General features: G+C 64.5%; 26 protein-coding genes and 1 pseudogene. 9 read left to right on the top strand and 18 right to left on the bottom strand.

The genetic code is table 11. The features are described 5' to 3' along the window. Window positions 1–16: 16 nt before the first annotated feature. The 3 genes from R2676_RS13470 to R2676_RS13460 form a co-directional block, all read right to left on the bottom strand. On the bottom strand, window positions 17–142 hold the full coding sequence (locus tag R2676_RS13470) for a hypothetical protein (RefSeq protein WP_316857292.1): 126 nt from the start codon (window positions 140–142) through the stop codon (window positions 17–19). Continuing rightward, window positions 132–329, bottom strand: a complete 198-nt coding sequence (locus R2676_RS13465; RefSeq protein ID WP_027678347.1) for a hypothetical protein — start codon at window positions 327–329, stop codon at window positions 132–134. The genes R2676_RS13470 and R2676_RS13465 overlap by 11 nt, the downstream gene beginning before the upstream one ends. Before the next feature lie 194 nt (window positions 330–523). Further along, complete coding sequence (locus R2676_RS13460) at window positions 524–1,465, bottom strand: methyltransferase domain-containing protein (RefSeq protein ID WP_206272397.1); 942 nt, start codon at window positions 1,463–1,465, stop codon at window positions 524–526. Window positions 1,466–1,573: 108 nt separating this feature from the next. Here R2676_RS13460 and R2676_RS13455 point away from each other — a divergent pair, with 108 nt between their 5' ends. Both R2676_RS13455 and trmL read left to right on the top strand, forming a co-directional pair. Next, window positions 1,574–2,296, top strand: a complete 723-nt coding sequence (locus tag R2676_RS13455; protein ID WP_206272387.1) for a phosphoribosyltransferase family protein — start codon at window positions 1,574–1,576, stop codon at window positions 2,294–2,296. A 111-nt stretch (window positions 2,297–2,407) separates the two neighbouring features. Then, window positions 2,408–2,878: a tRNA (uridine(34)/cytosine(34)/5-carboxymethylaminomethyluridine(34)-2'-O)-methyltransferase TrmL gene (trmL, locus tag R2676_RS13450; RefSeq protein ID WP_027678350.1), complete on the top strand. Its 471-nt coding sequence runs from the start codon at window positions 2,408–2,410 to the stop codon at window positions 2,876–2,878. 29 nt (window positions 2,879–2,907) lie between these two features. On the opposite strand, the gene R2676_RS13445 is transcribed toward trmL, so the two are convergent. From R2676_RS13445 to R2676_RS13430, 4 genes are all read right to left on the bottom strand, one after another. Continuing rightward, on the bottom strand, window positions 2,908–3,924 hold the full coding sequence (locus R2676_RS13445) for an NAD(P)H-dependent glycerol-3-phosphate dehydrogenase (protein ID WP_206272388.1): 1,017 nt from the start codon (window positions 3,922–3,924) through the stop codon (window positions 2,908–2,910). Between the two features lie 108 nt (window positions 3,925–4,032). Continuing rightward, window positions 4,033–4,551 (bottom strand): protein-export chaperone SecB, encoded by a 519-nt coding sequence (secB, locus tag R2676_RS13440; RefSeq protein ID WP_027678352.1) that lies wholly within the window; start codon window positions 4,549–4,551, stop codon window positions 4,033–4,035. A 172-nt stretch (window positions 4,552–4,723) separates the two neighbouring features. Continuing rightward, window positions 4,724–4,981 carry a glutaredoxin 3 gene (gene grxC / locus R2676_RS13435; protein ID WP_004633497.1) on the bottom strand — a complete coding sequence of 86 codons (258 nt, stop codon included), beginning with the start codon at window positions 4,979–4,981 and terminating at the stop codon, window positions 4,724–4,726. Between the two features lie 18 nt (window positions 4,982–4,999). Beyond that, entirely contained in the window at window positions 5,000–5,422 is a 423-nt protein-coding gene (locus R2676_RS13430; protein ID WP_206272398.1) for a rhodanese-like domain-containing protein, read from the bottom strand. A 177-nt stretch (window positions 5,423–5,599) separates the two neighbouring features. Between R2676_RS13430 and gpmA the strand changes: the two genes are divergently transcribed. From gpmA to R2676_RS13415, 3 genes are all read left to right on the top strand, one after another. After that, on the top strand, window positions 5,600–6,346 hold the full coding sequence (gene gpmA, locus R2676_RS13425; RefSeq protein WP_024542061.1) for a 2,3-diphosphoglycerate-dependent phosphoglycerate mutase: 747 nt from the start codon (window positions 5,600–5,602) through the stop codon (window positions 6,344–6,346). Between the two features lie 118 nt (window positions 6,347–6,464). Continuing rightward, window positions 6,465–8,081: a S41 family peptidase gene (locus R2676_RS13420; protein ID WP_206272389.1), complete on the top strand. Its 1,617-nt coding sequence runs from the start codon at window positions 6,465–6,467 to the stop codon at window positions 8,079–8,081. Between the two features lie 69 nt (window positions 8,082–8,150). Beyond that, on the top strand, window positions 8,151–8,900 hold the full coding sequence (locus R2676_RS13415; protein WP_206272390.1) for a HesA/MoeB/ThiF family protein: 750 nt from the start codon (window positions 8,151–8,153) through the stop codon (window positions 8,898–8,900). A gap of 65 nt (window positions 8,901–8,965) precedes the next feature. Here the strand turns inward: R2676_RS13415 and bfr are convergent, their stop codons facing one another. From bfr to R2676_RS13365, 10 genes are all read right to left on the bottom strand, one after another. After that, entirely contained in the window at window positions 8,966–9,445 is a 480-nt protein-coding gene (bfr, locus tag R2676_RS13410) for a bacterioferritin (RefSeq protein ID WP_206272391.1), read from the bottom strand. Window positions 9,446–9,593: 148 nt separating this feature from the next. Next, window positions 9,594–9,869, bottom strand: coding sequence for a (2Fe-2S)-binding protein (locus R2676_RS13405; protein WP_027678358.1), 276 nt, complete (start codon window positions 9,867–9,869; stop codon window positions 9,594–9,596). Between the two features lie 229 nt (window positions 9,870–10,098). After that, the gene (gene ptsP, locus R2676_RS13400; RefSeq protein ID WP_206272392.1) at window positions 10,099–11,850 is read right to left on the bottom strand and encodes a phosphoenolpyruvate--protein phosphotransferase; all 1,752 of its coding nucleotides are present in this window, start codon (window positions 11,848–11,850) and stop codon (window positions 10,099–10,101) included. A gap of 42 nt (window positions 11,851–11,892) precedes the next feature. Continuing rightward, a complete protein-coding gene (locus R2676_RS13395) occupies window positions 11,893–12,162 on the bottom strand; it encodes an HPr family phosphocarrier protein (protein ID WP_012761041.1) in 270 nt (89 codons plus the stop codon). Continuing rightward, window positions 12,131–12,586, bottom strand: coding sequence for a PTS sugar transporter subunit IIA (locus R2676_RS13390; protein ID WP_027678360.1), 456 nt, complete (start codon window positions 12,584–12,586; stop codon window positions 12,131–12,133). Before R2676_RS13390 ends, R2676_RS13395 begins: the two co-directional genes overlap by 32 nt. A 119-nt stretch (window positions 12,587–12,705) precedes the next feature. Then, window positions 12,706–13,677, bottom strand: coding sequence for a glutathione synthase (gshB, locus tag R2676_RS13385; protein WP_206272393.1), 972 nt, complete (start codon window positions 13,675–13,677; stop codon window positions 12,706–12,708). A gap of 31 nt (window positions 13,678–13,708) precedes the next feature. Continuing rightward, entirely contained in the window at window positions 13,709–15,004 is a 1,296-nt protein-coding gene (gene gshA / locus R2676_RS13380) for a glutamate--cysteine ligase (RefSeq protein WP_027678362.1), read from the bottom strand. A gap of 368 nt (window positions 15,005–15,372) precedes the next feature. Next, on the bottom strand, window positions 15,373–16,920 hold the full coding sequence (locus R2676_RS13375) for an ammonium transporter (RefSeq protein ID WP_316857270.1): 1,548 nt from the start codon (window positions 16,918–16,920) through the stop codon (window positions 15,373–15,375). Window positions 16,921–16,950: 30 nt separating this feature from the next. Continuing rightward, window positions 16,951–17,289, bottom strand: a complete 339-nt coding sequence (locus R2676_RS13370) for a P-II family nitrogen regulator (protein ID WP_027678364.1) — start codon at window positions 17,287–17,289, stop codon at window positions 16,951–16,953. A 46-nt stretch (window positions 17,290–17,335) separates the two neighbouring features. Continuing rightward, window positions 17,336–18,151 (bottom strand): TorF family putative porin, encoded by an 816-nt coding sequence (locus tag R2676_RS13365; protein WP_027678365.1) that lies wholly within the window; start codon window positions 18,149–18,151, stop codon window positions 17,336–17,338. A 531-nt stretch (window positions 18,152–18,682) separates the two neighbouring features. Here R2676_RS13365 and R2676_RS13360 point away from each other — a divergent pair. The 3 genes from R2676_RS13360 (at window position 18,683) to R2676_RS13350 (ending at window position 21,367) form a co-directional block, all read left to right on the top strand. Further along, a complete protein-coding gene (locus R2676_RS13360; RefSeq protein ID WP_004637064.1) occupies window positions 18,683–18,940 on the top strand; it encodes an accessory factor UbiK family protein in 258 nt (85 codons plus the stop codon). A gap of 170 nt (window positions 18,941–19,110) precedes the next feature. Continuing rightward, a complete protein-coding gene (locus R2676_RS13355; protein ID WP_027678366.1) occupies window positions 19,111–19,623 on the top strand; it encodes a hypothetical protein in 513 nt (170 codons plus the stop codon). 211 nt (window positions 19,624–19,834) lie between these two features. Continuing rightward, entirely contained in the window at window positions 19,835–21,367 is a 1,533-nt protein-coding gene (locus tag R2676_RS13350) for a YifB family Mg chelatase-like AAA ATPase (RefSeq protein ID WP_206273312.1), read from the top strand. A 14-nt stretch (window positions 21,368–21,381) separates the two neighbouring features. Here R2676_RS13350 and R2676_RS13345 read toward each other — a convergent pair whose 3' ends face one another. Continuing rightward, on the bottom strand, window positions 21,382–21,879 hold the full coding sequence (locus R2676_RS13345) for a MarR family winged helix-turn-helix transcriptional regulator (RefSeq protein ID WP_206273311.1): 498 nt from the start codon (window positions 21,877–21,879) through the stop codon (window positions 21,382–21,384). A gap of 163 nt (window positions 21,880–22,042) precedes the next feature. Between R2676_RS13345 and R2676_RS26190 the strand changes: the two are divergent. After that, window positions 22,043–22,783, top strand: a pseudogene (locus tag R2676_RS26190) (MFS transporter); the annotation flags it as partial. Window positions 22,784–23,236 lie beyond the last annotated feature (453 nt).

Below are 23,236 nucleotides of genomic sequence, written 5' to 3'. Positions count from 1 at the left end.
TTGCGCCACCAGACGCTCACCTGCTGGACTGCGAGCGCGCCGTCTTCTCCAGCCAGACGTGCCCGTAATCGGAGGCGTGGCGGGCATAGTACAGCAATGCCCATCCGAGAATCGCGACCTCCAGCCCCGCATCAGGCAGCACCAAACGCGCCTTGCCAAGCAGAAAACCAAGCGATGACGAACGGGGGAATGACGACCAAGGGGGTGAACCAGCCAATCTGGCGGGTTGAAAGCGAGCAGTTTCGCTTCATGAGCCAGTTCTCGCGCGGCGATTCCGAGATGGTGGAGGCGCCGCATGCTGGGTGGAGCGCGGTTTCAATGTCGTGCATTGAACCACTCCTGCCTCGGATGCATACCCGAACGGTTCGCCCGTGGCAAAAACGGGATAGGCCTTTGGGGGACTGCTGCTGCGACAAACTGGCGCATTATATGGCCGCGATTGACCCCAAACAAGGCAAAGCGCCTTTATGCAAGTCCCGGCTTGACAAGGTGCAGTCAATGCCGTTGCCGCATTAAAAGCGCGTCAGGCGCGCGGTTTGCGACCGATCTGATCGATCGGGATCATCGCCCGTCCCTGGTCGTCCAGCGCCTGCCGCTGGGTCGGCGCAAGCTTCCAGGCATGGCCGTAAACGATTTCGAAGGTGAGCGGAATCACACCGTCGGGATTGCGCTGCGCATCGAGTGCGTCGAATAGTCGCTGGCGCCAGCGGGGCGTGTGCAGGCCGGCCCCCGCGAGACTGCGGCCGGCGTCGTCCGTCAAGCCAGCCATGCCACCCAGCAAATGCACATCGGCCAGCAACGCCTGCGGCGTTTCGTAGGTGATCGTGATCTGCTCCATGTCCATGACAGGCGTGGACCAGCGGCTATGCACCAGCATGTCGCCAATGTCATGCATGTCGACAAAGCGCAGCGTATGGATGCCCGCGTCGATGCCGGCCAGGGCGCTGCGCAGCTCGCGCAAGGTGTCGGGGCCGAACAGGCTGAACATCAGCAGACCACCTTCCGTGGTGATGCGGTGCCATTCGGGAAAGATCGCGTGCGGCGCCGGGTCCCAGTGCAGCGCCAGGTTCGACCACAGCAGGTCGAACGACGCGCCGGCAAAGGGCAGCGCTCGGAAATCCGCCTGGGCGAAATCAAAGACCGGGCGCTTCTTCAGCAGCCTGCCGAGCCACCCCGCGTCGGTGCGTTGCGGATCGAGTTTCTGCGCTTGCGCCAGCATGGCGGACGACCAGTCCACCCCGCAGATCTGCGCATCCGGATATTGCGCGCGCAGCACCGCCAAGCCTTGTCCCAGGCCGCAACCCAGGTCCAGGGCCCGAGCGGGCGTGGCCTTGATGTAGGACAGCCGGTCCTGCATGCGACTGCCCACTTCGCGCAGCAAAAAATCCACGTCGGCGAAACGCGCGGCGCGGCGATCGAAGGCGCGCCGCAAGGCGGCAGGGCGAGCAAGGACGGGATCGGACATCGACAAGGCGGGGCGGGACACTGCGGTCGCCAAGTATACCGGCCCGCAGTTTGAGGCGCCGTCTGATAGCGCAGAAGCCGCAAATCGGCTTGGATAGCGGCTTTTTGCATGCACAAACACACGTTATCGGCATGGTTTCGGGCCGGACTGCGCCATTTGCTGCCGTGCGCCTGCGCGCTTTGCGGCGCGGTCCAGGACGACTTGGTGTGCAACGGCTGCACGGGCGACCTGGCCCCGCATCTGTACAGGCGGCGCTGCATCCAATGCGCCATTGCACTGGACGCCCGGCACGTCGCCCGGCATTGCCGCGCGTGTTTGGCCGGCGCGCCCGACTTTGATGCGACCGTCGTCATTGCCGACTACGCCTGGCCGCTCGATCACCTCGTCACCGGATTGAAATTTCGGGCGCAATTGCCATTGGCAGATTGGCTGGCAGATCAATTGGTTAAAGCACTGGAGGCGGCGCGGGGCGACTTGCCCGACGTGTTGCTGCCAGTGCCGCTGTCACCGGCCCGCCTGCGCTCGCGCGGCTACAACCAGGCGTGGGAGATTGCCCGCCGGATCGCCCGCCGATTGGACATTCCGGCCCACGCCGGCGCCCTGCATCGTGTGCGCGATAACGTCGCGCAGGCCACGCTGGATCGCGCCGAGCGGCTGGCCAACCTCCACGGCGCATTTGTCGTTGCCGAGCCGGCGCGCATCGCAGGGCGTCACATCGGCATCGTCGACGACGTGATGACCACCGGCACGACCCTCGGCGAGATCGCCACACAACTCAAACGCGCCGGCGCGACCCGCGTCACGAACGTGGTCGCCTTGCGCACGCCTTGATCACGTGCTTATGCGACATTGTGTCGCGCCAACTGTGCCAAGCTGTGGCGGGGTGACAACCCTTCCCAATGTGGATAAGCTCGCCGCCGAAATTCCTCCTGCCGCCCGGTCATGTTCAACGTCGTCCTTGTCGAACCCGAAATCCCGCCCAATACCGGCAATGTGATCCGCCTGTGCGCCAACACGGGCGCGCAACTGCATCTGATTGAACCGCTGGGTTTTCCGCTCGAAGATGCCCGCATGCGCCGCGCCGGCCTCGATTACCACGAGTACGCGACGATGCGCGTGCATGCCGATTGGGATGCCTTTCTGCGCGATGCGCAGCCCGATCCTGCGCGCATGTTCGCGCTCACGACGCGCGGCTCGACGCCGTTTGCCAGCATGGCGTTTCAGCCGGGCGACTGGTTCGTGTTCGGGTCGGAAACGCGCGGGTTGTCGGAAGAGCGGCGCGAGTGGTTTCCCGCTTCGCAGCGGATTCGCCTGCCGATGCGGCCGGACAACCGCAGCCTGAATCTATCGAACACGGTGGCGGTGGTGGTGTTCGAAGCGTGGCGGCAGAACGGGTTCGCGGGCGGCGCCTGATCCAGACGCGCCGGCCGATTGCGGCGTGGCTAGCGTGCCGATTCGGATTTGGCGTCGCGCTGCAGCAGACGCTCGACCGCTTTCGCAGCAGGAAGCCCTTCGAACAGGACTTCGCAGACGGTAAAGGTAATCGGCATATCCACGCCCTTGGCGCGCGCAAGCGCCGCCACGGCCCGCGCACAACGCACGCCCTCCGCAACGTGACCAAGGCTGTGGAGGATGTCGTCCAGGGTGCGGCCCTGCGCGAGCTGCATCCCGACCGTGCGATTGCGTGACAGGTCGCCGGTGGCGGTCAGCAGCAGATCGCCCATGCCGGTCAGCCCCATGAAGGTTTCGGGTCGACCGCCGAGCGCCAAGCCGAGGCGCGTCATCTCGGCCAGCCCGCGCGTCACCAGTGCGGCGCGCGCGTTCAACCCCAGGCCCAGGCCATCGGCGGCCCCTGTCGCGATGGCCAGCACGTTCTTGACGGCACCGCCCACTTCCACGCCGACGAGGTCGTCGCTGGCGTACACGCGCATCGCGTGATGGTGAAAACCACGCTGCGTGAGCTTGCATAGCGCCTCGCTGGTGGAGGCGACCGTCATGGCGCACGGCAGACCCTGCGCGACTTCCTTGGCGAAACTCGGGCCCGACAGCACGCCGACGGCAAGGTCGGTACGGCCCGACGCCTTCAGCACATCGGCGACGATGGCGTGCGGCAGTGCGCTGGTCTCGGGGTCGAAACCCTTGCATAGCCAGATCACGTTGCGCACGCCGCCGTGTGCCGCAATCGTGCGGGTCAGGTCAGCAAGCCCGGCCACAGGCGAAGCGATAACGGCAAGCGCATCGTCGCCCGCCGCATGATCGAGGGCGGCTTGCAAATCAGCAGAAAAACGCAACGCTGCCTGAAGCGTCATGCCCGGCAAATACGGCGCGTTGATGTGCGTGGCGGCCATCTGCGTGACGAGGTTCGCGTCACGCCCCCACAGCACGACGTCGTGCGATTGCGCGGCGTGGCTGGCCAGGGCAGTACCCCAGGCGCCGGCACCCAAAACGGAAATTCGCATGCGCGTATTCAACATCGGTCAGGCAAAGGTCGAGCAACAGGTCGGGCAAAAAAAAAGCCCGCGCAAGCGTGCGGCTGGCGCGGGCCTTTGGCGCAGTGCGCCTCCTACTTAGTGCGTGGCCTGCGAGCCGTCCGGCATCACCAGACCAGCACCGCCGGCTTGGCCTTGCTGCTCCATGGCAGCGGCCAGGCGTTGTTCGTACAGCGCCTGGAAGTTGATCTCGGCCAGGTGGATCGGCTGGAAGCCGGCACGGCCGATGGTGTCGGCAATGTTCGAGCGCAGGTACGGGTACACGATGGTCGGGCAGGCGATGCCCAGCAGCGGGTCCATCTGCTCGGCAGGCACGTTGCGGATATCGAAGATGCCCGCTTGCTTGGCTTCCACCAGGAAGGCGACCTTCTCTTGCACCTTGGTCGTCACGGTACCGATGACGGTCACTTCAAACACGCCTTCGGCCAGCTGCGAAGCGGCCACATCGACCTGCACTTCGACGGACGGCTGTTCCTGCTCGAGGAAGATGTGCGGCGAGTTCGGTTGTTCCAGCGACAAGTCCTTCAGATAGACGCGCTGGATGTTGAAGAACGGCTGGCCATCCTGGCCCGGTTGCTGCTGTTGCTGGTCGCTCATGACTCGCCTTCAAATGGAATGTGGTCAGTGCTTGGCGGAAGCGTCCGCCGCGCAAGACGCGTATGGTACATGACCCAATGGTGCCCGCTATGAGCGCCGGCCCAAAAGTACAACGCCCGGTCTGAGCCGGGCGTTTTCGTGCGGTGCGCAGGCGCGGGACAGAGCCGCCGGATCAGGCAGCCAGCAACGGAACCAGGCCACCTTCGCGGTCGAGCGCAGACAGATCGTCAAAGCCGCCGATGTGGCGCTCGTCGATATAAATCTGCGGAACCGTGCGGCGGTTCGTGCGCGTCATCATCTCTTCGCGCTTGCCGGGTTCGCGATCGATCAGGATCTTCTCGATCTGCTCGACACCGCGCTGCTTCAGGAGTCGTTCCGCTGCCACGCAATAGGGGCAGACGGTGGTGCTGTACATGACCACGTGCGCCATAACTTCAACCTCGTATCTTTATTTCACAACCGGAAGGCCGGCTTGTTGCCAGGCGGCCAATCCGCCCTCAAGCGAATACACCTCACTGTAACCGGCCTGCTTCAGGACTGCTTGGGCCCGCCCAGCGCGCTGGCCGGTCTGGCATACGAGGATGATGGGGGTCTCTTTGTTCTTTGCAAGGCTCGATGCCTTTCCTTCCAGCTCGCCGAGCGGCGCGTGCTTCGCTTGCGGCAGATGCCCGGCGGCGTATTCGCCGCTTTCGCGTACATCCACCACCACGGCGTTGCGGCGGTTGATGAGCTGGGTGGCCACTGGGGCACTCACCTTGGCGCCACCACCGCCCGCGATCCGGCGCTGGATGGGCGCCCAAAGCAGCAGCAGACCCGAAACGATGGCGACAGCGAGCAGTGCGAGGTTGTTGTAATCGGCGAAGAACTTCACGGTATCGGTTTCCTGGGATGAGTCGGGCAAGTCTAATGGGCGAACATCAGCCGAACGGTTCGGGGGCCCAAAGCCCGCGGCATTATAAAATAGCTGGTTTCGGCGGCCGCACGATGACGTACGACACGTCGCCCCGCAAGCCGCGCGCAGGTTTTCTCACTTCTCATCATGGCAGTCATGCATAAGCTCGTCCTCATCCGCCACGGCGAATCGACGTGGAATCTGGAGAACCGTTTCACCGGCTGGGTCGACGTCGACCTGACCGACACGGGCGTCGCCCAGGCCCGCCAAGGCGGCAAACTACTGCGCGAAGCCGGCTTCACGTTCGATCTGGCCTACACCTCGGTGCTCAAGCGCGCGATCCGCACGCTGTGGCATGTGCAGGATGAAATGGACCTGATGTGGATTCCGACCCGCAACGAATGGCGCCTGAACGAGCGCCACTACGGCGCGCTGTCGGGCCTGAACAAGGCCGAAACCGCCGCGCAATATGGCGACGAGCAAGTCCTCGTCTGGCGCCGCAGCTACGACACGCCGCCGCCCGCGCTCGAACCCGGCGCCGACAACGACGCCTTCGGCAACCCGCGTTATGCGGGCCTCACGCGCGAGCAAGTGCCCCTGACCGAATGCCTGAAGGACACCGTCGCACGCGTGATGCCGCTGTGGGAAGAGTCGATTGCACCGGCCATCAAGAGCGGCAAGCGAGTGGTGATCGCCGCGCACGGCAACAGCATCCGCGCGCTGGTGAAGTACCTGGACGGCATTTCCGACGCGGACATCGTCGGTCTGAACATTCCCAACGGCACGCCGCTTGTGTATGAGCTGGACGCCAACCTCAAGCCGATCCGCCATTACTACCTGGGCGACCAGGAAGCGATTGCCGCCTCGCTCGCGGCGGTGGCCAGCCAAGGCAAGTCGAAATAAACCGTAACGGGCGCTGCGGCACTCCAACGCCTTTATACTGTCGAAGCCTGTAGCCCGGGATGTGCGCGAGCCGTCCCGGGCCATGTTTATCTACTGTTCCCACGTCCACGCTCGACACATGCGAACTTCGCTCAAGAACATCAGCTTGATCGCCATCGGCCTCGTCACCGGGGTGCTGGCGACGCTCCAGCTCTCCGCCACCGCGCAAAACGCGACGGTCGGGCCGCTTCCGCTGGAGAAACTCAGGCTCATGGCGGACATCTTTGGCCAGATCAAGCGCGAATATGTCGAGCCGGTGGACGACGACAAGCTGCTGACCGAAGCCATCAAAGGCATGGTCGCCAGCCTCGACCCGCATTCCGCCTACCTGGACAAGAAGGACTTCCAGGAACTGCAGGAAGGCACCCAGGGCCGCTTTGCCGGTCTGGGCATCGAGATCTCGCAGGAAGAAGGCCTGGTCAAGGTCATCAACCCGATCGAAGACACCCCCGCCTTCCGCGCCGGCGTGCAACCGGGCGACCTGATCACCCGCATCGACGACAAACCCGTGCGTGGCATGCCGCTCGAGCAAGCCGTCAAGCGCATGCGCGGCGCGCCGGGCACCAAGGTCACGCTCACGATCTATCGCAAGAAGGAAGAGCGCACGTTCCCGCTGACCATCACCCGCGCCGAGATCCAGGTGCAGTCGGTCAAGGCCAAGATGCTCGACAACGGCATCGCCTGGGTGCGCATCACCAGCTTCCAGGAACGCACCGTGCCGGACCTGGCCAAGAAGCTCAATGACCTGGCCAAGCAGGACGCCCACCTCAAGGGCCTGATTCTGGATCTGCGCAACAACGGCGGCGGCGTGCTGCAGGCGGCGGTTGGCGTGTCGGCTGCCTTCCTGCCGCCGGACGTGACGGTGGTATCGACCAACGGCCAGGTGCCGGATGCAAAGCGCACGTACAAGGCGACCTTCGCCAACTACCGCTTGAGCAACTTGGATTCCGATCCGCTGGCCAACCTGGACCCCGAGTTCAAGACCGTGCCGATCATCGTGCTGACCAACGCCTACACGGCGTCGGCGTCGGAGATCGTGGCTGGCGCCCTGCAGGATCATCACCGCGCCAAGACGATGGGCAAGACGACCTTCGGCAAGGGTTCGGTGCAGACGGTGCGTCCGCTGTCGAACGACACCGGCATCAAGCTGACCATCGCGTACTACTACACGCCGTCGGGCAAGTCGATCCAGGCCAAGGGCATCCGCCCGGATATTCCGGTTGATCAGAACCCGGATGGCGACCCGGACGATGCGCTGATCACGCGCGAAATCGACACCGAACGCCACCTGCACAACAAGCAGGAATCGGAAGAAGCCGAGATGACCGAGCGCGAAAAGCGCCGCGTTGAAGAGCTGCGTCGCCTGGAAGAAGAAAACGCTAAGAAGACGCCGGAGCAGCGCGAGAAGGAACGCAACAAGAAGCCGATCGAGTTCGGTTCGGCCGAAGACTTCATGCTGCAACAGGCCATCGCCGACTTGAAGGGTCAGCCGGTCAAGCGCTCGAAGTCGGTGCTGGAAGCTGCGGCGGCCGCGGTGCCGGACAAGGCGGTGAAGTCGCCGGCGGCCAAGGAATCGAGCGCCCCGGCCAAGCTGCCCAAGGGCAAGGCCGCGCCGGCTTCCGAGCCGGCCGCACCGAAGCCCAATGTTCCGGCGAGCGGCGTGCAGCCTGCCCCGGAACCGACCGGCGCCCGTTAAGACACCCGCCGGCAAACACTGGCAAACTTACGAGGCCGTGCACTGCACGGCCTTTTTCATTGCTCCGCCATGAACGACGATCAACTGCTGCGGTACTCACGCCATATCCTGCTCGACGAAATCGGCATCGAAGGGCAAACGCGCCTGCTTGAGAGCCATGTACTCGTCATCGGTGCGGGCGGGCTTGGCGCCGCGGCCCTGCCCTATCTGGCTGCGGCCGGCGTGGGCACGCTCACCATCGTCGACGACGACACAGTGGACTTGACCAATCTGCAGCGCCAGATCATCCACACCACGGAATCGGTCGGACAACCGAAGGTGGCATCGGCCCAGGCGGCCATTGCCCGGCTGAATCCGGACGTGCGCGTGAATGCCTTACAGCGCCGGCTCGATGCCGACGCCATTGGCGCGCTGCTTCAAGGCGTGAGCCTAGTGCTGGACTGCTCCGATAACTTCGGCACTCGCCAGGCCACCAATCTTGCCTGCGTGCGGGCTGGGGTGCCGTTGGTGTCGGGCGCCGCCATCCGTTTTGACGGGCAGATCAGCGTATTTGACAGCCGCGCCGGCGGCCCCTGCTACGCGTGCCTGTTCCCGCCTGACGAGCCCGCGCCCGACGTCGCGTGCGCAACGATGGGCGTGTTCTCGCCGCTGGTGGGCATGGTGGGTACGGTGCAGGCTGCCGAGGCGCTGAAGCTGATCGCAGGCGTCGGCCAGTCGCTTGCTGGTCGCCTGCTGATGCTCGATGGCCTCTCGATGGAATGGACGACGATGCGCATCGCGCGTCAGCCGTCGTGCCCGGTCTGCGACGGCGCCCACTGAACGCCCGAACACGCGCAACAAAAAAGGAGGCCGAGGCCTCCTTCTTTTTTACCGCCTGACGACACTTACTCGCCCTCGGGCTCCATCTGCGATTGCAGGTAGTTCTGGATGCCGACCTTGTCGATCAGTTCGAGCTGCGTTTCCAGCCAGTCGATGTGCTCTTCGGTGTCGTCCAGGATGTCGACCAGAATTTCGCGGCTGACGTAGTCCTTCACGGATTCGCAATAGGCGATGCCCTCGACCACGGTGCCGTGTGCGGCGCGCTCCAGCTTCAGGTCGCACTCGATGACCTCTTTCGTGTCCTGGCCGATGAAGATCTTGCCGAGATCCTGCAGGTTGGGCAGGCCGTCGAGCATCAGGATGCGTTCGATCAGGCGATCGGCATGCTTCATCTCGCCGATCGACTCCTTGTATTCGTGGTCCCCAATGCGCTTGAGCCCCCAGTGGCCGTACATGCGGGCGTGGAGGAAGTACTGGTTGATGGCGGTCAGCTCGTTCTTGAGCTGGGCGTTCAGATATTGGATGACCTTCTTATCGCCTTTCATTCTTGGGGCTCCAGCAAAGTGCAACTGCGGTGATGGACGCACGCACGCGTCCGCTCAAGGCGAGCCCAGTGCCTGACCAGAAAGCAACAAATGCCACCGAGGCTCAACGCCTGGGCGGCAATTCGCGGCGACAGGAAAAAACGGGGAATCAGGCAGCCAACGCTCCAGGCGCAATGGCCTGATCATTGGCAACGGGCTCGTCGCGACGTTCGATTATGGCATGCGTGCTGGCACGGCCCAAGATTTGATCGACGGGGATGCAGCTCACCGCTTCGGCAAGCACCTGCTTGGCGCAGTCCCGGCATTGTCCGCAGCACGTGCCCACGCCGAGCGTTTCGGCGAGTTCGTCCATTGTCGACACGCCCAGACGGGCGGCGCCATGGATTTCGCGGTCGGTCACTTGGTTGCAGATGCAGACGTACACGGGATTCCTCCGCAGCGCTCAGAACGCGCTGTAAAACCAGAATAACAGAGAATGGAAATGAGAACAATTCTTGTTCGACCCCATTCCGCACGGAGGGTCATGCAGGTGCACGTGAGCCGTCTTTATAGAGAAAGACGTGCAATTTCAATCACTTAGGAAGGAATTTCGCCAACGGAGGCGACGCGCCGGCGCGACACTCGGTGCAGCCGGCGCTTAAGAAAACCGCTTGTCAGGCTCGCGCCAGCGCGTCGAGCGCCTCTTCGATTTCGGCCGGTTCGCAGGCATGCAGCAGGCGGTCGGCCTCGCGCATCAGACGCGGCCGGTCCGCGCGCAGGATCTGCTGCTTGACGCTCAACAGTTGCGACGGATGCATCGAAAATTCGGTGAGGCCCATGCCGAGCAGCAGGCGCGTCATGGAAGCATCGCCCGCCATCTCGCCGCACACCGAAACCGGTTTGCCGGCCTGATGCGCCTCTCGGATGGTACGTGCGATCAATTGCAGCACCGCCGGATGCAGTGGGTCGTACAGATGCGCGACCGCGTTGTCGGCGCGGTCGATGGCGAGCGTGTATTGGATCAGGTCATTCGTGCCGATCGAGAGGAAATCCATGCGGCGCAGGAACACCGGCAGGATCAGCACGGCAGCCGGAATCTCGATCATGGCGCCGACTTTGATGCCCGGATCATAGGCTAGGCCGTCGGCGTCGAGCGAAGCCTTGGCGCGCGCCAGCAATTCCAGCGTCTGGTCGATTTCGCGGGCGTGCGCCAACATCGGCACGAGAATCTTGATCGGCCCAAATGCCGACGCCCGCAGCAGCGCGCGCAACTGCGTCAGGAACATCGCCGGCTCGGAAAGCGACCAGCGAATCGCACGCAAACCCAGCGCCGGATTGGGCGCGGTCTCGAACACGTCGTCGCGGATGTCCAGCGGCTTGTCGGCGCCGATGTCGATGGTGCGGATCGTGACGGGCAAGCCCATCATCGATTCAACGGCGGTGCGGTACGCGCGGAACTGCTCTTCCTCGTCGGGCAGCGCGCCACGACGGTTCATGAAGAGGAATTCGGAGCGGAACAGGCCCACGCCCACGGCGCCGGCTTTGACAGCGGCGGCCGCGTCTTCCGGCATTTCGATGTTTGCCTGCAGGTCGATCTGCGTACCGTCGAGCGTGACGGTGGGCGTATGGCGCAGGCGCTCCAGGCGCTTCTTCTGCAGCTCGCCTTCGCTGCGGCGATGGCGGTATTCCTCGAGGATGGACGCGTTGGGATCGACAATGACGATACCGTTGTCGCCGTCAATGACGACGATGTCGTCCTGGCGAATCAGTGTGCTGGCGTTGTGCACGCCCACGGCGGCCGGAATGTCGAGGCTGCGCGCCACGATGGCGGTGTGCGAAGTGCGACCGCCGAGGTCGGTCACGAAGCCGGCGAAGGTCTGGCCGCGGAACTGCAGCATGTCGGCCGGCGCAATATCGTGCGCGACCACGATCATGCCGGCATCCGGATCGCAACTGGCCGCGACCGGCGCAGGCGCCAGCGCCGGGGCGCCGGCCAGCACCTTCAGAATGCGCTCGACGACCTGCTCGATGTCGGCCTTGCGCTCGCGCAGGTATTCGTCTTCGATTTCGCCAAACTGGCGGATCAGCTCTTCAAGCTGCGTTGTGAGCGCCCACTCTGCGTTGTAACGTCGCTGGCGAATCAGCGTCTCCGGCACCTGCGAGAGCAACGCGTCATCCAGAATCATCGCGTGCACATCGAGGAAGGCGCCCATCTCTTCCGGCACATCGGTGGGCAGGTCACGCTTGAGGGCGGCCAGTTCGGCACGCACGGTGGCGCGGGCGCTGCGCAAGCGCTCGACCTCGGCGTCGAGCTTGTCTTCGTCGACAAGGTAATGCGACACATCGAGCGCCGCACGCGCCAGCATGTGGGCGCGGCCGATGGAGATGCCGCGCGAGACCGGAATACCGTGCAGGGTAAAAGGCATAGACGCTGGCCGGAGCGGCGTTGAAATGGTGCGGCGGGCGGGTTATTCGCCTTCGCCGAAGCGATCGTTGATGAGCGCGACGAGACCATCCATGGCGTCGTGCTCGTCGGGGCCTTCGATCTCCAGCGTGACGGTGGAGCCGATGCCCGCCGCCAGCATCATCACGCCCATGATGCTTTTTGCATCGACCTGACGGCCGTTGCGCGACATCTTGATCTGGCTGTCGAACTTGCTGGCGAGCTGGGTGAGTTTGGCGGAAGCGCGAGCATGCAGCCCCAGCTTATTGATGATGGTGATATCCCTCTGCAGCATATTTGTCCGGATGGTTGGCAACCTGGTTCTGAACGGCTGTCGAGCCGACCTGCAGTACGCCTTGCGCGCCGCCGGCCAGGGCCTTGGCGGCAAGTTGTTCGAGTTTTTCGGAGCGATAGCAGATGGCGCGCACGAGCATCGGCAGATTCACGCCAGCCAGCACGCGTACGCGGCCAGGATCGGCCAGACGCGAGGCGATATTGGCGGGCGTGGCGCCGAAGATGTCGGTGAGCACCAGCGCGCCGTTGGCCTCGATGAGTTCGGCGAGCTTATCGCGCGCCTGCGCCAACACGGCAGCTGGCTCGGCATCGGGCAGGACATCGATTGCGCCCAGCCGCTCGGGCTGACCGCAATAGACGTGTGCAGCGCAATCGCGCAATGCGCTGGCCAGCGGCGCATGGGCGATGATCAGAATCCCTGCCATGATCGAAAAGCGAATCGGTGTAGCGCCGATTGTATCAGGGCCATTTGACGCGATTGCCGGCCCGTGCACCGAATCTCCCCCTTGTGGAGGACCCTCGGCGGTGGGGCCCTGGCGTCATGTCAGACCGGCTTGCGGCCCAGCGAGTTCGGCTTGCCTGCGACGCGTTCCAACGCGTCGATGAACATCCCAGCCACGTTAAAGCCGGTCTGCTGCGTGATTTCCTGGAAACACGTCGGGCTGGTGACGTTGACCTCGGTGAGGTAATCGCCAATGACGTCGAGGCCGACGAGCAGCAGACCGCGTTGCCACAGCACGGGCGCAAGTGCATGTGCAATCACCTGATCGCGCTCGGACAGCGGCTGCGCCCGGCCCGTACCGCCCGCCGCCAGATTGCCGCGAACTTCGCCCGCCATCGGCACCCGCGCGAGCGAATGCGGCACCGGCGACCCGCCGATCAGCAGGATGCGTTTGTCGCCCTCGCGAATCGCGGGGATGTACTGCTGAGCCATGATCGTGCGAGCGCCGTTGTCGGTCAGCGACTCGATCACCGCGCCGAGGTTCATGCCATCCGGGCCCACGCGGAAGATGCCCGCGCCGCCCATGCCGTCGAGCGGCTTGAAGATGACGTCGCCCTGCTCGGCATGGAAGTCGCGCAGGCGCTTGGCATCGCGCGACACGATGGTCGGCACGGTGAACTCGCGGAACTGCGCGATCGCGAGTTTCTCCGAGTGGTCGCGAATCGCCTGCGGCTTGTTGAATATGCGCGCGCCCTGACGCTCGGCAATCTCCAGCAGCCACGTGCTGGTGACGTACTCCATGTCGAACGGAGGGTCCTTGCGCATCAGGACCGCGTCAAAACCTGTCAGCGGCAGCAGGCGCGCATCGCCGGCGCGATACCAGTCGTGCTCGTCGCCAGTCAGGGCGATTGGCGTGGCAACGGTTTCGACGACGTTGTTCGCCAGCGTGAGCTGCGACTGCAGGCACGTGTAGATGGCATAGCCGCGCGCCGCCGCCTCGCGCATCATCGCGAAGGTGGAATCCTTGTAGGTCTTGAACGTCGACAGCGGATCGACGATGAACAGGATGCGCATGGCGGTTCCTTCTACAGCGTTTTATGGCCGATCAGATCAGCGGGTTCGGATCGGTCTTCTCAAGCTCAAGCGACGCAGCCAACAGCGCCAAGCGCGCCACCACGCCGTACATGTAGAAGCGATTCGGCTCGCCGGCGCCGGGCTTGGCATGGCTGTCCGGCAGCGAATTCGAGGCAAACGGCAGCGGCACGAAATGCATGCCCGGCGCATTCAGATTTTCGTCCACGCCGCGGCCGGTGTGAACCCGGTAGAAACCACCCACCACATAGCGGTCGATCATGTAGACGACGGGCTCGGCCACCGCCTCGTTGATCTTCTCGAAGGTGTGCACGCCTTCCTGCACGATCACTTCGGAGACCTCCAGGCCCTCCTTGACCACGCTCATCTTGTTGCGCTCCTTCCGGTTGAGGCCCTTGACCTCGGAAGGATCGCGCACCGTCATCACGCCCATGCCATAGGTGCCGGCGTCGGCCTTGACCACCACGTACGGGGTCTCGTTCACGCCGTATTCCTTGTATTTCTTGGCGGTCTTCTTGAGCACCGTTTCCACCGCGTGCGCGAGTTCTTCCTCGCCGGCGCGCTCATGGAAGTCCAGCCCGCTGCACTTGGTGAAGTACGGGTTGACCATCCACGGGTCGATGTCGATCAGCTTGGCAAACTTCTTGGCCACTTCGTCGTAGGCGGCAAAGTGGTGGGTCTTGCGACGCTGCGACCAGCCGGCATGGAGCGGCGGCAGCAGATATTGTTCGTTGATGTTCTCGAGGATGGGCGGCACGCCGGCTGACAGATCGTTGTTCAGCAGGATCGAGCACGGATCGAAGTCTTCCATGCCCAGGCGACGGCCCTTGGTGCCGATGCGCTTGATCGGCTCGACGACGAGGCGCTGCCCATCCGGCAAATCGATCGGCGTCGGCTCGGTGATGTCCTCGGAGAGCGACCCCAGGCGCACATTCAACCCGGCTTGACGCATGATCTGCGACAGGCGCGCGACGTTCTGCAGATAGAACATGTTGCGCGTGTGGCGCTCCGGGATCAGCAGGAGGTTCTTGGCGTCCGGACAGATCTTCTCGATGGCGGCCATGGCGGCCTGCACGGCCAGCGGCAGCATCTCGGGCGCCAGGTTGTTGAAGCCGCCGGGGAACAGGTTCGTGTCGACGGGAGCCAGCTTGAAGCCAGCGTTGCGCAAATCGACGGAACAGTAGAACGGCGGCGTGTGTTCCTGCCACTCCAGGCGGAACCAGCGTTCGATGGCGGGCGTGGCGTCAAGAATCTTCTGCTCGAGCTCCAGCAGCGGCCCGTTCAGCGCGGTGATCAAGTGCGGAACCATACCCTTCCTATTGATGTTATTTATCGCCGACTCCGATTGTAGAGGAACAGGCAATAGCTTGCAGACGATAGCGGACTATCGATATGCGGTTAGGAAAGAGGATTCGCAAGAGGCAAAGTGCGGCAGTGCAGCAGGCCACACAAAACTGACGGACAAAAAAAAAGCGCGGGGCTGCCGCGCTTGGGGAATAGCCTGACAGATACGGGGAGCGTTCTGCAGGTGGAGGAAACCACGTCTGCAATGTAAGCGTCCGCATAACGAGAGGCAATTGAACGTTTTTAACATCGGACTTAAGGGCGCCCGGCTCAGGAGCGGCATAACAAAAAACCCGGCGCTGGGCCGGGTCTTTTGCGGGATGAGGCAGACGATCAGTCTTCGTAGGCGGTTTCGCCGTGGGACGTGATGTCCAGACCCTCGCGCTCCTCTTCTTCCGGCACGCGCAGGCCGACGATGGCGTCGACGATCTTGTACGAGATGAACGCCACCACTCCAGACCAGATGATCGTGGTCGCCACGCCCTGGAACTGGATCCACAGCTGACCAGCGATCGAGTAGTCATCGGCAACCTTGTTGGCGACATAGTCGTAGATGCCAGTGCCGCCGAGGCTCGGCGACGCCAGCACGCCCGTCAGCAGCGCGCCGAGGATACCGCCCACGCCGTGCACGCCGAACACGTCCAGCGTGTCGTCCATGCCCAGCATGCGCTTGAGGCCGTTCACGCCCCACAGGCACAGCAGGCCGGCGAGGATACCGAGCACGATCGAACCCATCGGGCCGACGAAGCCGGCAGCCGGGGTGATGGCAACCAAGCCAGCCACGGCGCCCGACGCAGCACCCAGCATCGACGGCTTGCTCTTGCCGATCCACTCACCGAAGCTCCACGACAGCACGGCAGCGGCGGTCGCCAGCAGCGTGTTGACGAAGGCCAGCGCGGCGCTGCCGTTGGCTTCCAGGGCCGAACCGGCGTTGAAGCCGAACCAGCCGAACCACAGCAGCGAGGCACCGACCATCGTGAGCGTCAGGCTGTGCGGCTTGAGCGCCTCGCGGCCAAAGCCGATGCGCTTGCCGAACAGGAATGCGCCCACCAGACCGGCCACAGCGGCGTTGATGTGCACGACGGTACCGCCGGCAAAGTCCAACGCGCCCTTCTGGAACAGCCAACCCGACTTGGCCGTCATTGCTTCAGCAGCCTTGGCATCCGTGAAGCCATCCGGACCCGGCCAGAACCAGACCATGTGCGCGATCGGCAGGTAGCTGAAGGTGAACCACAGCACCACGAACAGCAGCACGGCCGAGAACTTCGCACGCTCGGCGAAAGCGCCGATGATCAGCGCGCAGGTAATCGCCGCAAATGCACCCTGGAAGGCGAAGTACGCATATTCCGGCACCACCACGCCCTTGCTGAAGGTGGCCGCTACCGAATCCGGCGTCAGGCCCTTCAGGAACAGGCGATCCAGGCCGCCGAAGAAGGCGTTGCCCTCGGTGAACGCGAAGCTGTAGCCGTAGATGGCCCACAGGATGATGATGAGCGAGAAGATGCCCGTGCACTGCATCAGCACCGACAGCATGTTCTTCTTGCGCACCAGGCCGCCGTAGAACAGCGCCAGGCCCGGCAGCGTCATCAGGATGACGAAGGCGGTGGAGACCAGCAGCCACGCCGTATCGCCCTTGTTGGGGACGGGCGTTGCAGCGGCGGGTGCAGCGGCAGCCGGAGCAGCGGCGGCGGCAGGCGCTGCAGCCGGGGCCGCGGCAGCCGGTGCGGCAGCGGCAGGCTCGGAAGCGGCAGCCGCGGCAGCCGGCGCCGAAGCTTCTGCCGCGGGCTTGTCCTGTGCAACGGCCGGCGCCGACATCACGGCGCCTGCGAGCACGGCAGCGACGGCCCCAGCCGTCAGGAATCGTGTGAACCAGGTTTTCATGTTTTGACCTCTTCCTTGGCGGATTGGGGCTTATAGGGCGTCGCCGCCGGTCTCACCGGTGCGGATGCGGATGACTTGTTCGACCTCGGCCACGAAGATCTTGCCGTCGCCGATCTTGCCGGTGCGGGCAGATTTTTCGATGGCTTCGACAGCGCGCTCGACCACATCGTCGGGCACGGCCACTTCGATCTTTACTTTAGGCAGGAAGTCGACGATGTACTCCGCGCCGCGGTAAAGCTCGGTATGACCTTTCTGGCGTCCGAAGCCTTTGACTTCCGTGACGGTAATGCCCGACACACCCACTTCGGACAGCGCCTCGCGGACCTCGTCGAGCTTGAACGGCTTGATGATGGCCATGATGAGTTTCATGCTGGTTGCTCCTCGGTCGGCGGCGCCGAAGCACCGCCGCGCATCGTTATTGGAAAGTCTTGGTGATCGACAGCAGGGCCGTTGCCTTGCCCATGTAGTTGCCGCGCGTGTTCGTGTAGAACGCGCGCGCAGCATTCGTATCGATGTAGGCCAGCGATGCGGCCCAGCCGTTGCCGAAGTCTTTCGTCACGCCAACCTTCCAGTCGGCATACGAGGCGCGCACGGCCTGGTGCGGCACTTGCTGGTAGCCGGCATGCAGGTTCAGCGTCAGGCCCCAGAAGCCGGTGTCGAAGTTGCCCGACAGGTCGAAGTACTGGCTGTGATGCGAATCGGGCGTGCCGAACAGGTTCGAGAACGCGTGCGAATACTTGAACGTGACCGGGCCGTAGCCGATCTGCGCATAGCCTTCGGTGGTGTGCGGACGCGTGAAGCCGTCGGGGTAGCTGCCCGGGTAGTAGTACTGCAGCACGCCCACGTCGATCGGCACGTCCTTGATGATCTCGGTCTTGTAGCCGGCGTAGAAGTCCATCTCGATCGGCGCGGAGACGTTCGAGTTGGAATCGCTCAGCCAGCTGATCGAGGAGTTCCAGTTACCGACGTAGAAGCCTTCAGGCAGCACACCGCCAGGAATGGCGTAGTCGAAACCGCCCTGGATGGCCGGCTTGTTGTTGGTCTGCATGATGCCGCGGTAGCGGTATTGGCTGGCCAGCGTGACGTTGGCCGTGAGCGCGGCGGGCGCGGGCGCCGGTGCGGCGGCCGGTGCATCAGCCGCGGGTGCGGACTGCGCGATGGCGGATTGGCTGACACCGGCAACGGCACCGGTCAGCAGTACCAGACTGGCTGCGTACGCAAACTTCTTCATAACGGCTCTCCCCCTTTAGACAGTCGCAACGGAATGGAAAAAAAATCGCACCAGTTCTGCAACTGTCATGCCATGTCGTTGTCGCCGGACTGGAGGCCGTCTTCGGTTGTGGCGCGGGCTGCGCCGCACCGCAAAAGCAGAGGAAATTGGGGACGGGTCACGCGGGACATCGCCGGGAGCCCGCCAACGGTTGCCGCAAGCGGGTTCGCCCTTGGCTGCCCCCGCCGTCATGGCGCGATAAAAACCATGTGATAGAGTGATTTCAGCCCGATGCGATTGCGCGCGGGGCCCGGCGCGGAAGCTGCGGCGGCCCGTTCTGTCCCCGTTTGTATGGCGACGCCAATGCCGCATCGCAGCGAGATTTGACGGAAGGTGTGCCGTTCACGACGCTCAGCCGGTACCATCGCGGCGAGCAGCACCGAAACCACGCGCCTCAGACAGGCGTTCGCACCACGACACAGCAATTCACGCGCACGGTTACGGTGCATGCACCGGCCTGGCGCAGACAGCACGACCCACGGAGCAAACAACATGAAACCGACCGACCTCTTTTCCGACTTCCAAAACCGCGTGAGCGAAGCGCTGCGCAACTCGCCGGCAGCCGATATCGAGAAGAACGTCCGCGCGATGATGACCCAGGGCTTCTCCAAGCTCGATCTGGTTACGCGCGAGGAATTCGACGTGCAATCGCAGGTCCTGGCGCGTACCCGTGCGCGTCTGGAAGAACTTGAAACCCGCGTTGCCGCCCTCGAAGCGCAGCTCAAGTCTGCCGCCCCCGCAGATCAGTAATCCGCCCGCCCGGAGTTGCGCCGGGAGCGCATCCGCCGGGCCGCTGTGCGGACCCCCGCACCCCTGCTGCGGCGCACAGCGAAAAGATCGATGTGCCGCCTTGTTGCGGCTGGCGAACTGATCTAGAACGTCCTTAAGACGCACGCGCAGCCGCGCTTGAGGAGAAGATCATGCAGCATCGCCTCTATTTCCTGATGCCGGACGTCGTCAGCGCCCGGCGCGTGATGAATGACCTCCTGCTGGCGCGCATCACCGAGCGCCACATCCACTTCGTCTCCAAGCCCGGCATCGATCTCACCGGCCTGCACGAAGCCAACATCCTCCAGACCTCCGACATCGTCCACGCCACGCAGAACGGGTTGGTGATCGGCGGCGGTGCGGGGGTGCTGGCCGGCATCGTGGCGGCCATCTTCCCCGTCATCGGGGAAGGGCCGCAGTGGGGGATGGTCGGTATTACCACCGTGGTGGGAGCGCTGTTTGGCGCGTGGGCTTCCAGCATGATTGGCAGTTCGGTGCCGAACAGCCGCCTGAAACCGTTCAAGCAAGCAGTGGAGGATGGGCAGATCCTGCTGATGGTCGATGTGCCGCGCTCGCGCGTAAGCGAGATTCGCGCGCTGCTGCAGAAGACGCATCCCGAAGGCCACTTCAGCGGCGAAGACACGGCCATGCCGGCCTTCCCCTGAACTGATCTGCCGACAACAAAGCCGGAGCCGAGTGCTCCGGTTTTTTTTGTCCGTTTCTCATGCCGGCGCGATCGTCAAATTTGGATGCCGGTGGCCATGGCAGCGCTACGGGGCTGGCACAGTGGAGGGTTCCGCAACCGTCACGCTCTGTCGCCATGCACCGATGCCCCGCCCTCCGTCTTGCTCGTGAGTTTTCCCGGAGGGCAGCGCAATGAGCCTTGCCGTACTGCGTTCGCGCGCACTCTCGGGCATCGATGCGCCGGCCGTCTCGGTGGAAGTTCATCTGGCGAATGGTCTTCCCTCGTTCACCATCGTCGGTCTGCCCGATACCGAGGTGAAGGAGAGCAAGGATCGCGTGCGTGCGGCGATCCAGAACAGCCGCTTCGAGTTTCCGGCGCGGCGCATCACCGTCAACCTCGCTCCGGCCGATCTTCCGAAAGAATCCGGCCGGTTCGACCTCGCTATCGCGCTGGGCATCCTCGCTGCGAGCCGGCAGATTCCGCACACGCATCTTGATGCGCACGAGTTTGCGGGCGAGTTGTCGCTCTCCGGTGACCTGCGGCCGATTCGTGGTGCGCTGGCGATGGCCTATGCGCTGTCGCGCAACCCCGCTTCGGCCGACGGCGACGCACCGCTCGCGCGGGCTTTCGTGCTGCCCGCCGAGAACGCCGCCGAAGCCGCGCTCGTCAGCGGCACCAAAGTCCTGCCCGCGCGCACGCTCATCGAGGTGTGCGACCACCTGAGCGCGCCGGATCGCAAGCTCGCGCCGGCCCTGCCCGCGCCGGTCGACGTGGACATCCGCTATCCCGACCTGGCTGACGTGCGCGGCCAGCCGCAGGCGCGGCGGGCGCTGGAAGTCGCGGCCGCCGGCGGTCATTCCATGCTGATGATCGGGCCGCCCGGAACGGGCAAGTCGATGCTCGCGCAGCGGTTTCCGGGCTTGCTGCCGGACATGAGTGACGACGAAGCGCTCTCCGCCGCCGCCGTAATGAGCCTGACCACGCGGGGCTTCGATGCGCGACGCTGGAAGGTGCGCCCGTTCCGCTCGCCACACCACACGGCGTCGGCTGTGGCGATGGTGGGCGGGGGCAATACGCCAAGGCCGGGCGAAATCTCGCTGGCGCATCAGGGCGTGCTTTTCCTCGATGAACTTCCCGAGTTCGAACGCCGCGTGCTCGAAGTCCTGCGCGAGCCGCTGGAAACCGGCCACATCACCATCTCGCGCGCGGCGCATCAGACCGACTTTCCGGCCAGCTTCCAGCTGATCGCGGCAATGAACCCGTGCCCGTGCGGCTATCGCGGCCATCCGCTGCGGGCGTGCCGCTGCACGCCGGATCAGGTGGAGCGTTACCAGGCGCGCATCTCCGGACCGCTACTCGATCGCATCGACGTGCAGATCGAGGTGCCGACGCCCTCGCAGGAAGAGTTGCTCGACGGACCGCCAGGTGAGCCGACGGTCAACGTGGCCGAGCGTGTGGCTGCCGCGCACGCGCGACAGCTCGCACGACAAGGCAAGCGCAACGCCTTGCTGGGCGGCCATGAAATCGATCTCCAATGCAGCCGCACCGACGCGGCCGATGGCTTGCTGCGCCACGCGATGACGCGCTTTTCGTGGTCGGCCCGCGCCTATGCGCGCGTGCTGAAACTCGCACGCACCATTGCCGACTTAGCGGGTGACGAGCAGATCGATGCCGCGCACGTGGGCGAGGCCATTCAGTATCGGCGTGGGGTGAAGGCGGATTAACGCAGCCGGACGGATCAGCCTCCGTCGACACGCTGCCCTTCGATCAGCTTCCCCAACAGCTTTGCCAGCTGCCGCTGCTCCGTCTCGGTCAGCACGGAAAGCACGGCGCGCTGGTTCGCCACATGCGCGCCGACAACCTCATCGATGAGCGCAAACCCTGCCTTGGTGAGCGCGACGAGCGTGCCGCGCCCATCCTCGGGATTCGGGCGACGCTCAACCCAGCGGGCCTGCTGCAGACGATCAATGCGATTGGTCATGCCGCCCGAGGACATCATCGCCGCGTCGTACAGTGCGGTGGGCGTGAGCGCATACGGGGCGCCGCTGCGGCGCAGGGTGGCGAGCACGTCGAACTCGCCGGGCTGCAGACCGTACTCCGCAAACAGCGGATTCAGCCGTTCACGCGCGATGACGAGCGCCGCTTCGCCCAGGCGCCCGAGCAGCAGCATCGAGCTGACGTCCAAATCCGGGCGCTCGCGATTCCATTGTTCGACGGCTTGGGCAGCGCGGTCCATTCTCCCTTCCTCCAACGGTGGTTATCTTGACGTCGAGATAACTCGTTTTTATCTTGACGCCAAGATAGTGCAATACGGATTCGGCAGATGCAAGCGGGCTGTCACAACGTGGCACCACCGCGCGTCTTCGAGATGGCACTGAACCTCTTTGCTGGAGCGCAAGATGAGTCCAACCTCGATCAACGCAGACGAAGCCTCGTGGCTTGACCTGTTTCGCGGCGCTAACGCGCTGCGCGTGCTGGTGCTGGCTGCCGGCGTGGCGTTGCACGCCATCAATCTGTACCTGACCACGACCATCCTGCCGAGCGTGGTCGACGATATCGGCGGCGTGGCCTTCTATGCGTGGAACACAACGCTGTTCATCGTCGCGTCGATCACCGGGGCGGCGGTGGCTGCGCAGGTGATCCAGCATGCGGGGCCGCGCGGCGCCTACCTGCTGGGGGCGGCGGTGTTCGGCGGCGGCTCGGCGCTGTGCGCGCTGGCGCCCACCATGCCGGTGCTCCTGATTGGCCGCGTGCTGCAGGGGCTCGGTGGTGGCGCGCTGCTGTCGGCGCCGTATGTGCTGATGCGCACCGTGCTGCCGGAGCCGCTGTGGCCGCGCGCGCTGGCGCTGCTCTCGGGCATGTGGGGCATTGCGACGCTACTGGGGCCGGCCGTAGGCGGCGTGTTTGCGCAGTATGCGACGTGGCGGTTGGCGTTCTGGTCTCTGGTGGCGCTGATCGGCCTGGCGGCTGCGGCTGCCGTGGTGGTGCTCAAGCCAACGTCTGGGCGCGCCGAGCAACCGACGCCCGTGCCGGGGCGCCAGCTCGTGCTGCTGGCGGTCGCCGTGGTCGCAGCATCGTGGAGCAGCGTCAGCGCTACGCCGTGGCTCGGCGCCCTGGGGCTGATCGCCGCAGCGGCCACGATGCTGGCCATCCGCCACGTCGAAATGCGCTCATCGCGCCGCATCCTGCCGGCCGATGCGTACACGGGCCGCACGACGCTTGCGGCACTCTACGGCGTGTCCGCCTTGCTGGCCGTGACGGTCACTTGCACGGAGATCTTCGTGCCGCTCTTCCTGCAACGCCTGCATGGGCAAAGCCCGTTGATTGCCGGCTACATCGCGGCGACGGCCTCGGCGGGCTGGACGCTCGGTGCCATCCTGAGTGCCACGCTGCGGGAATCGTCCGCCACGCGGGTGATCCGCGCGGCGCCGTGGGCGTGCGCACTGGGCCTGCTCGTGCTGGCGATGCTGATCCCGACGGGCGCGGGCGATGCGTGGACGACCGGACTGATCATCGTCGCGCTGACGCTGGTGGGGCTGGGCGTGGGCGTGGCGTGGCCGCACCTGGCCAATCGCATCATGACGGCGGTGCCG

The organism is Ralstonia flatus (assembly GCF_958439105.1).
GTDB classification, from domain to species: domain Bacteria; phylum Pseudomonadota; class Gammaproteobacteria; order Burkholderiales; family Burkholderiaceae; genus Ralstonia; species Ralstonia flatus.
Note: the sequence above shows the minus strand (reverse complement) of the source record. Positions and strands in the feature narration are given on the sequence as shown.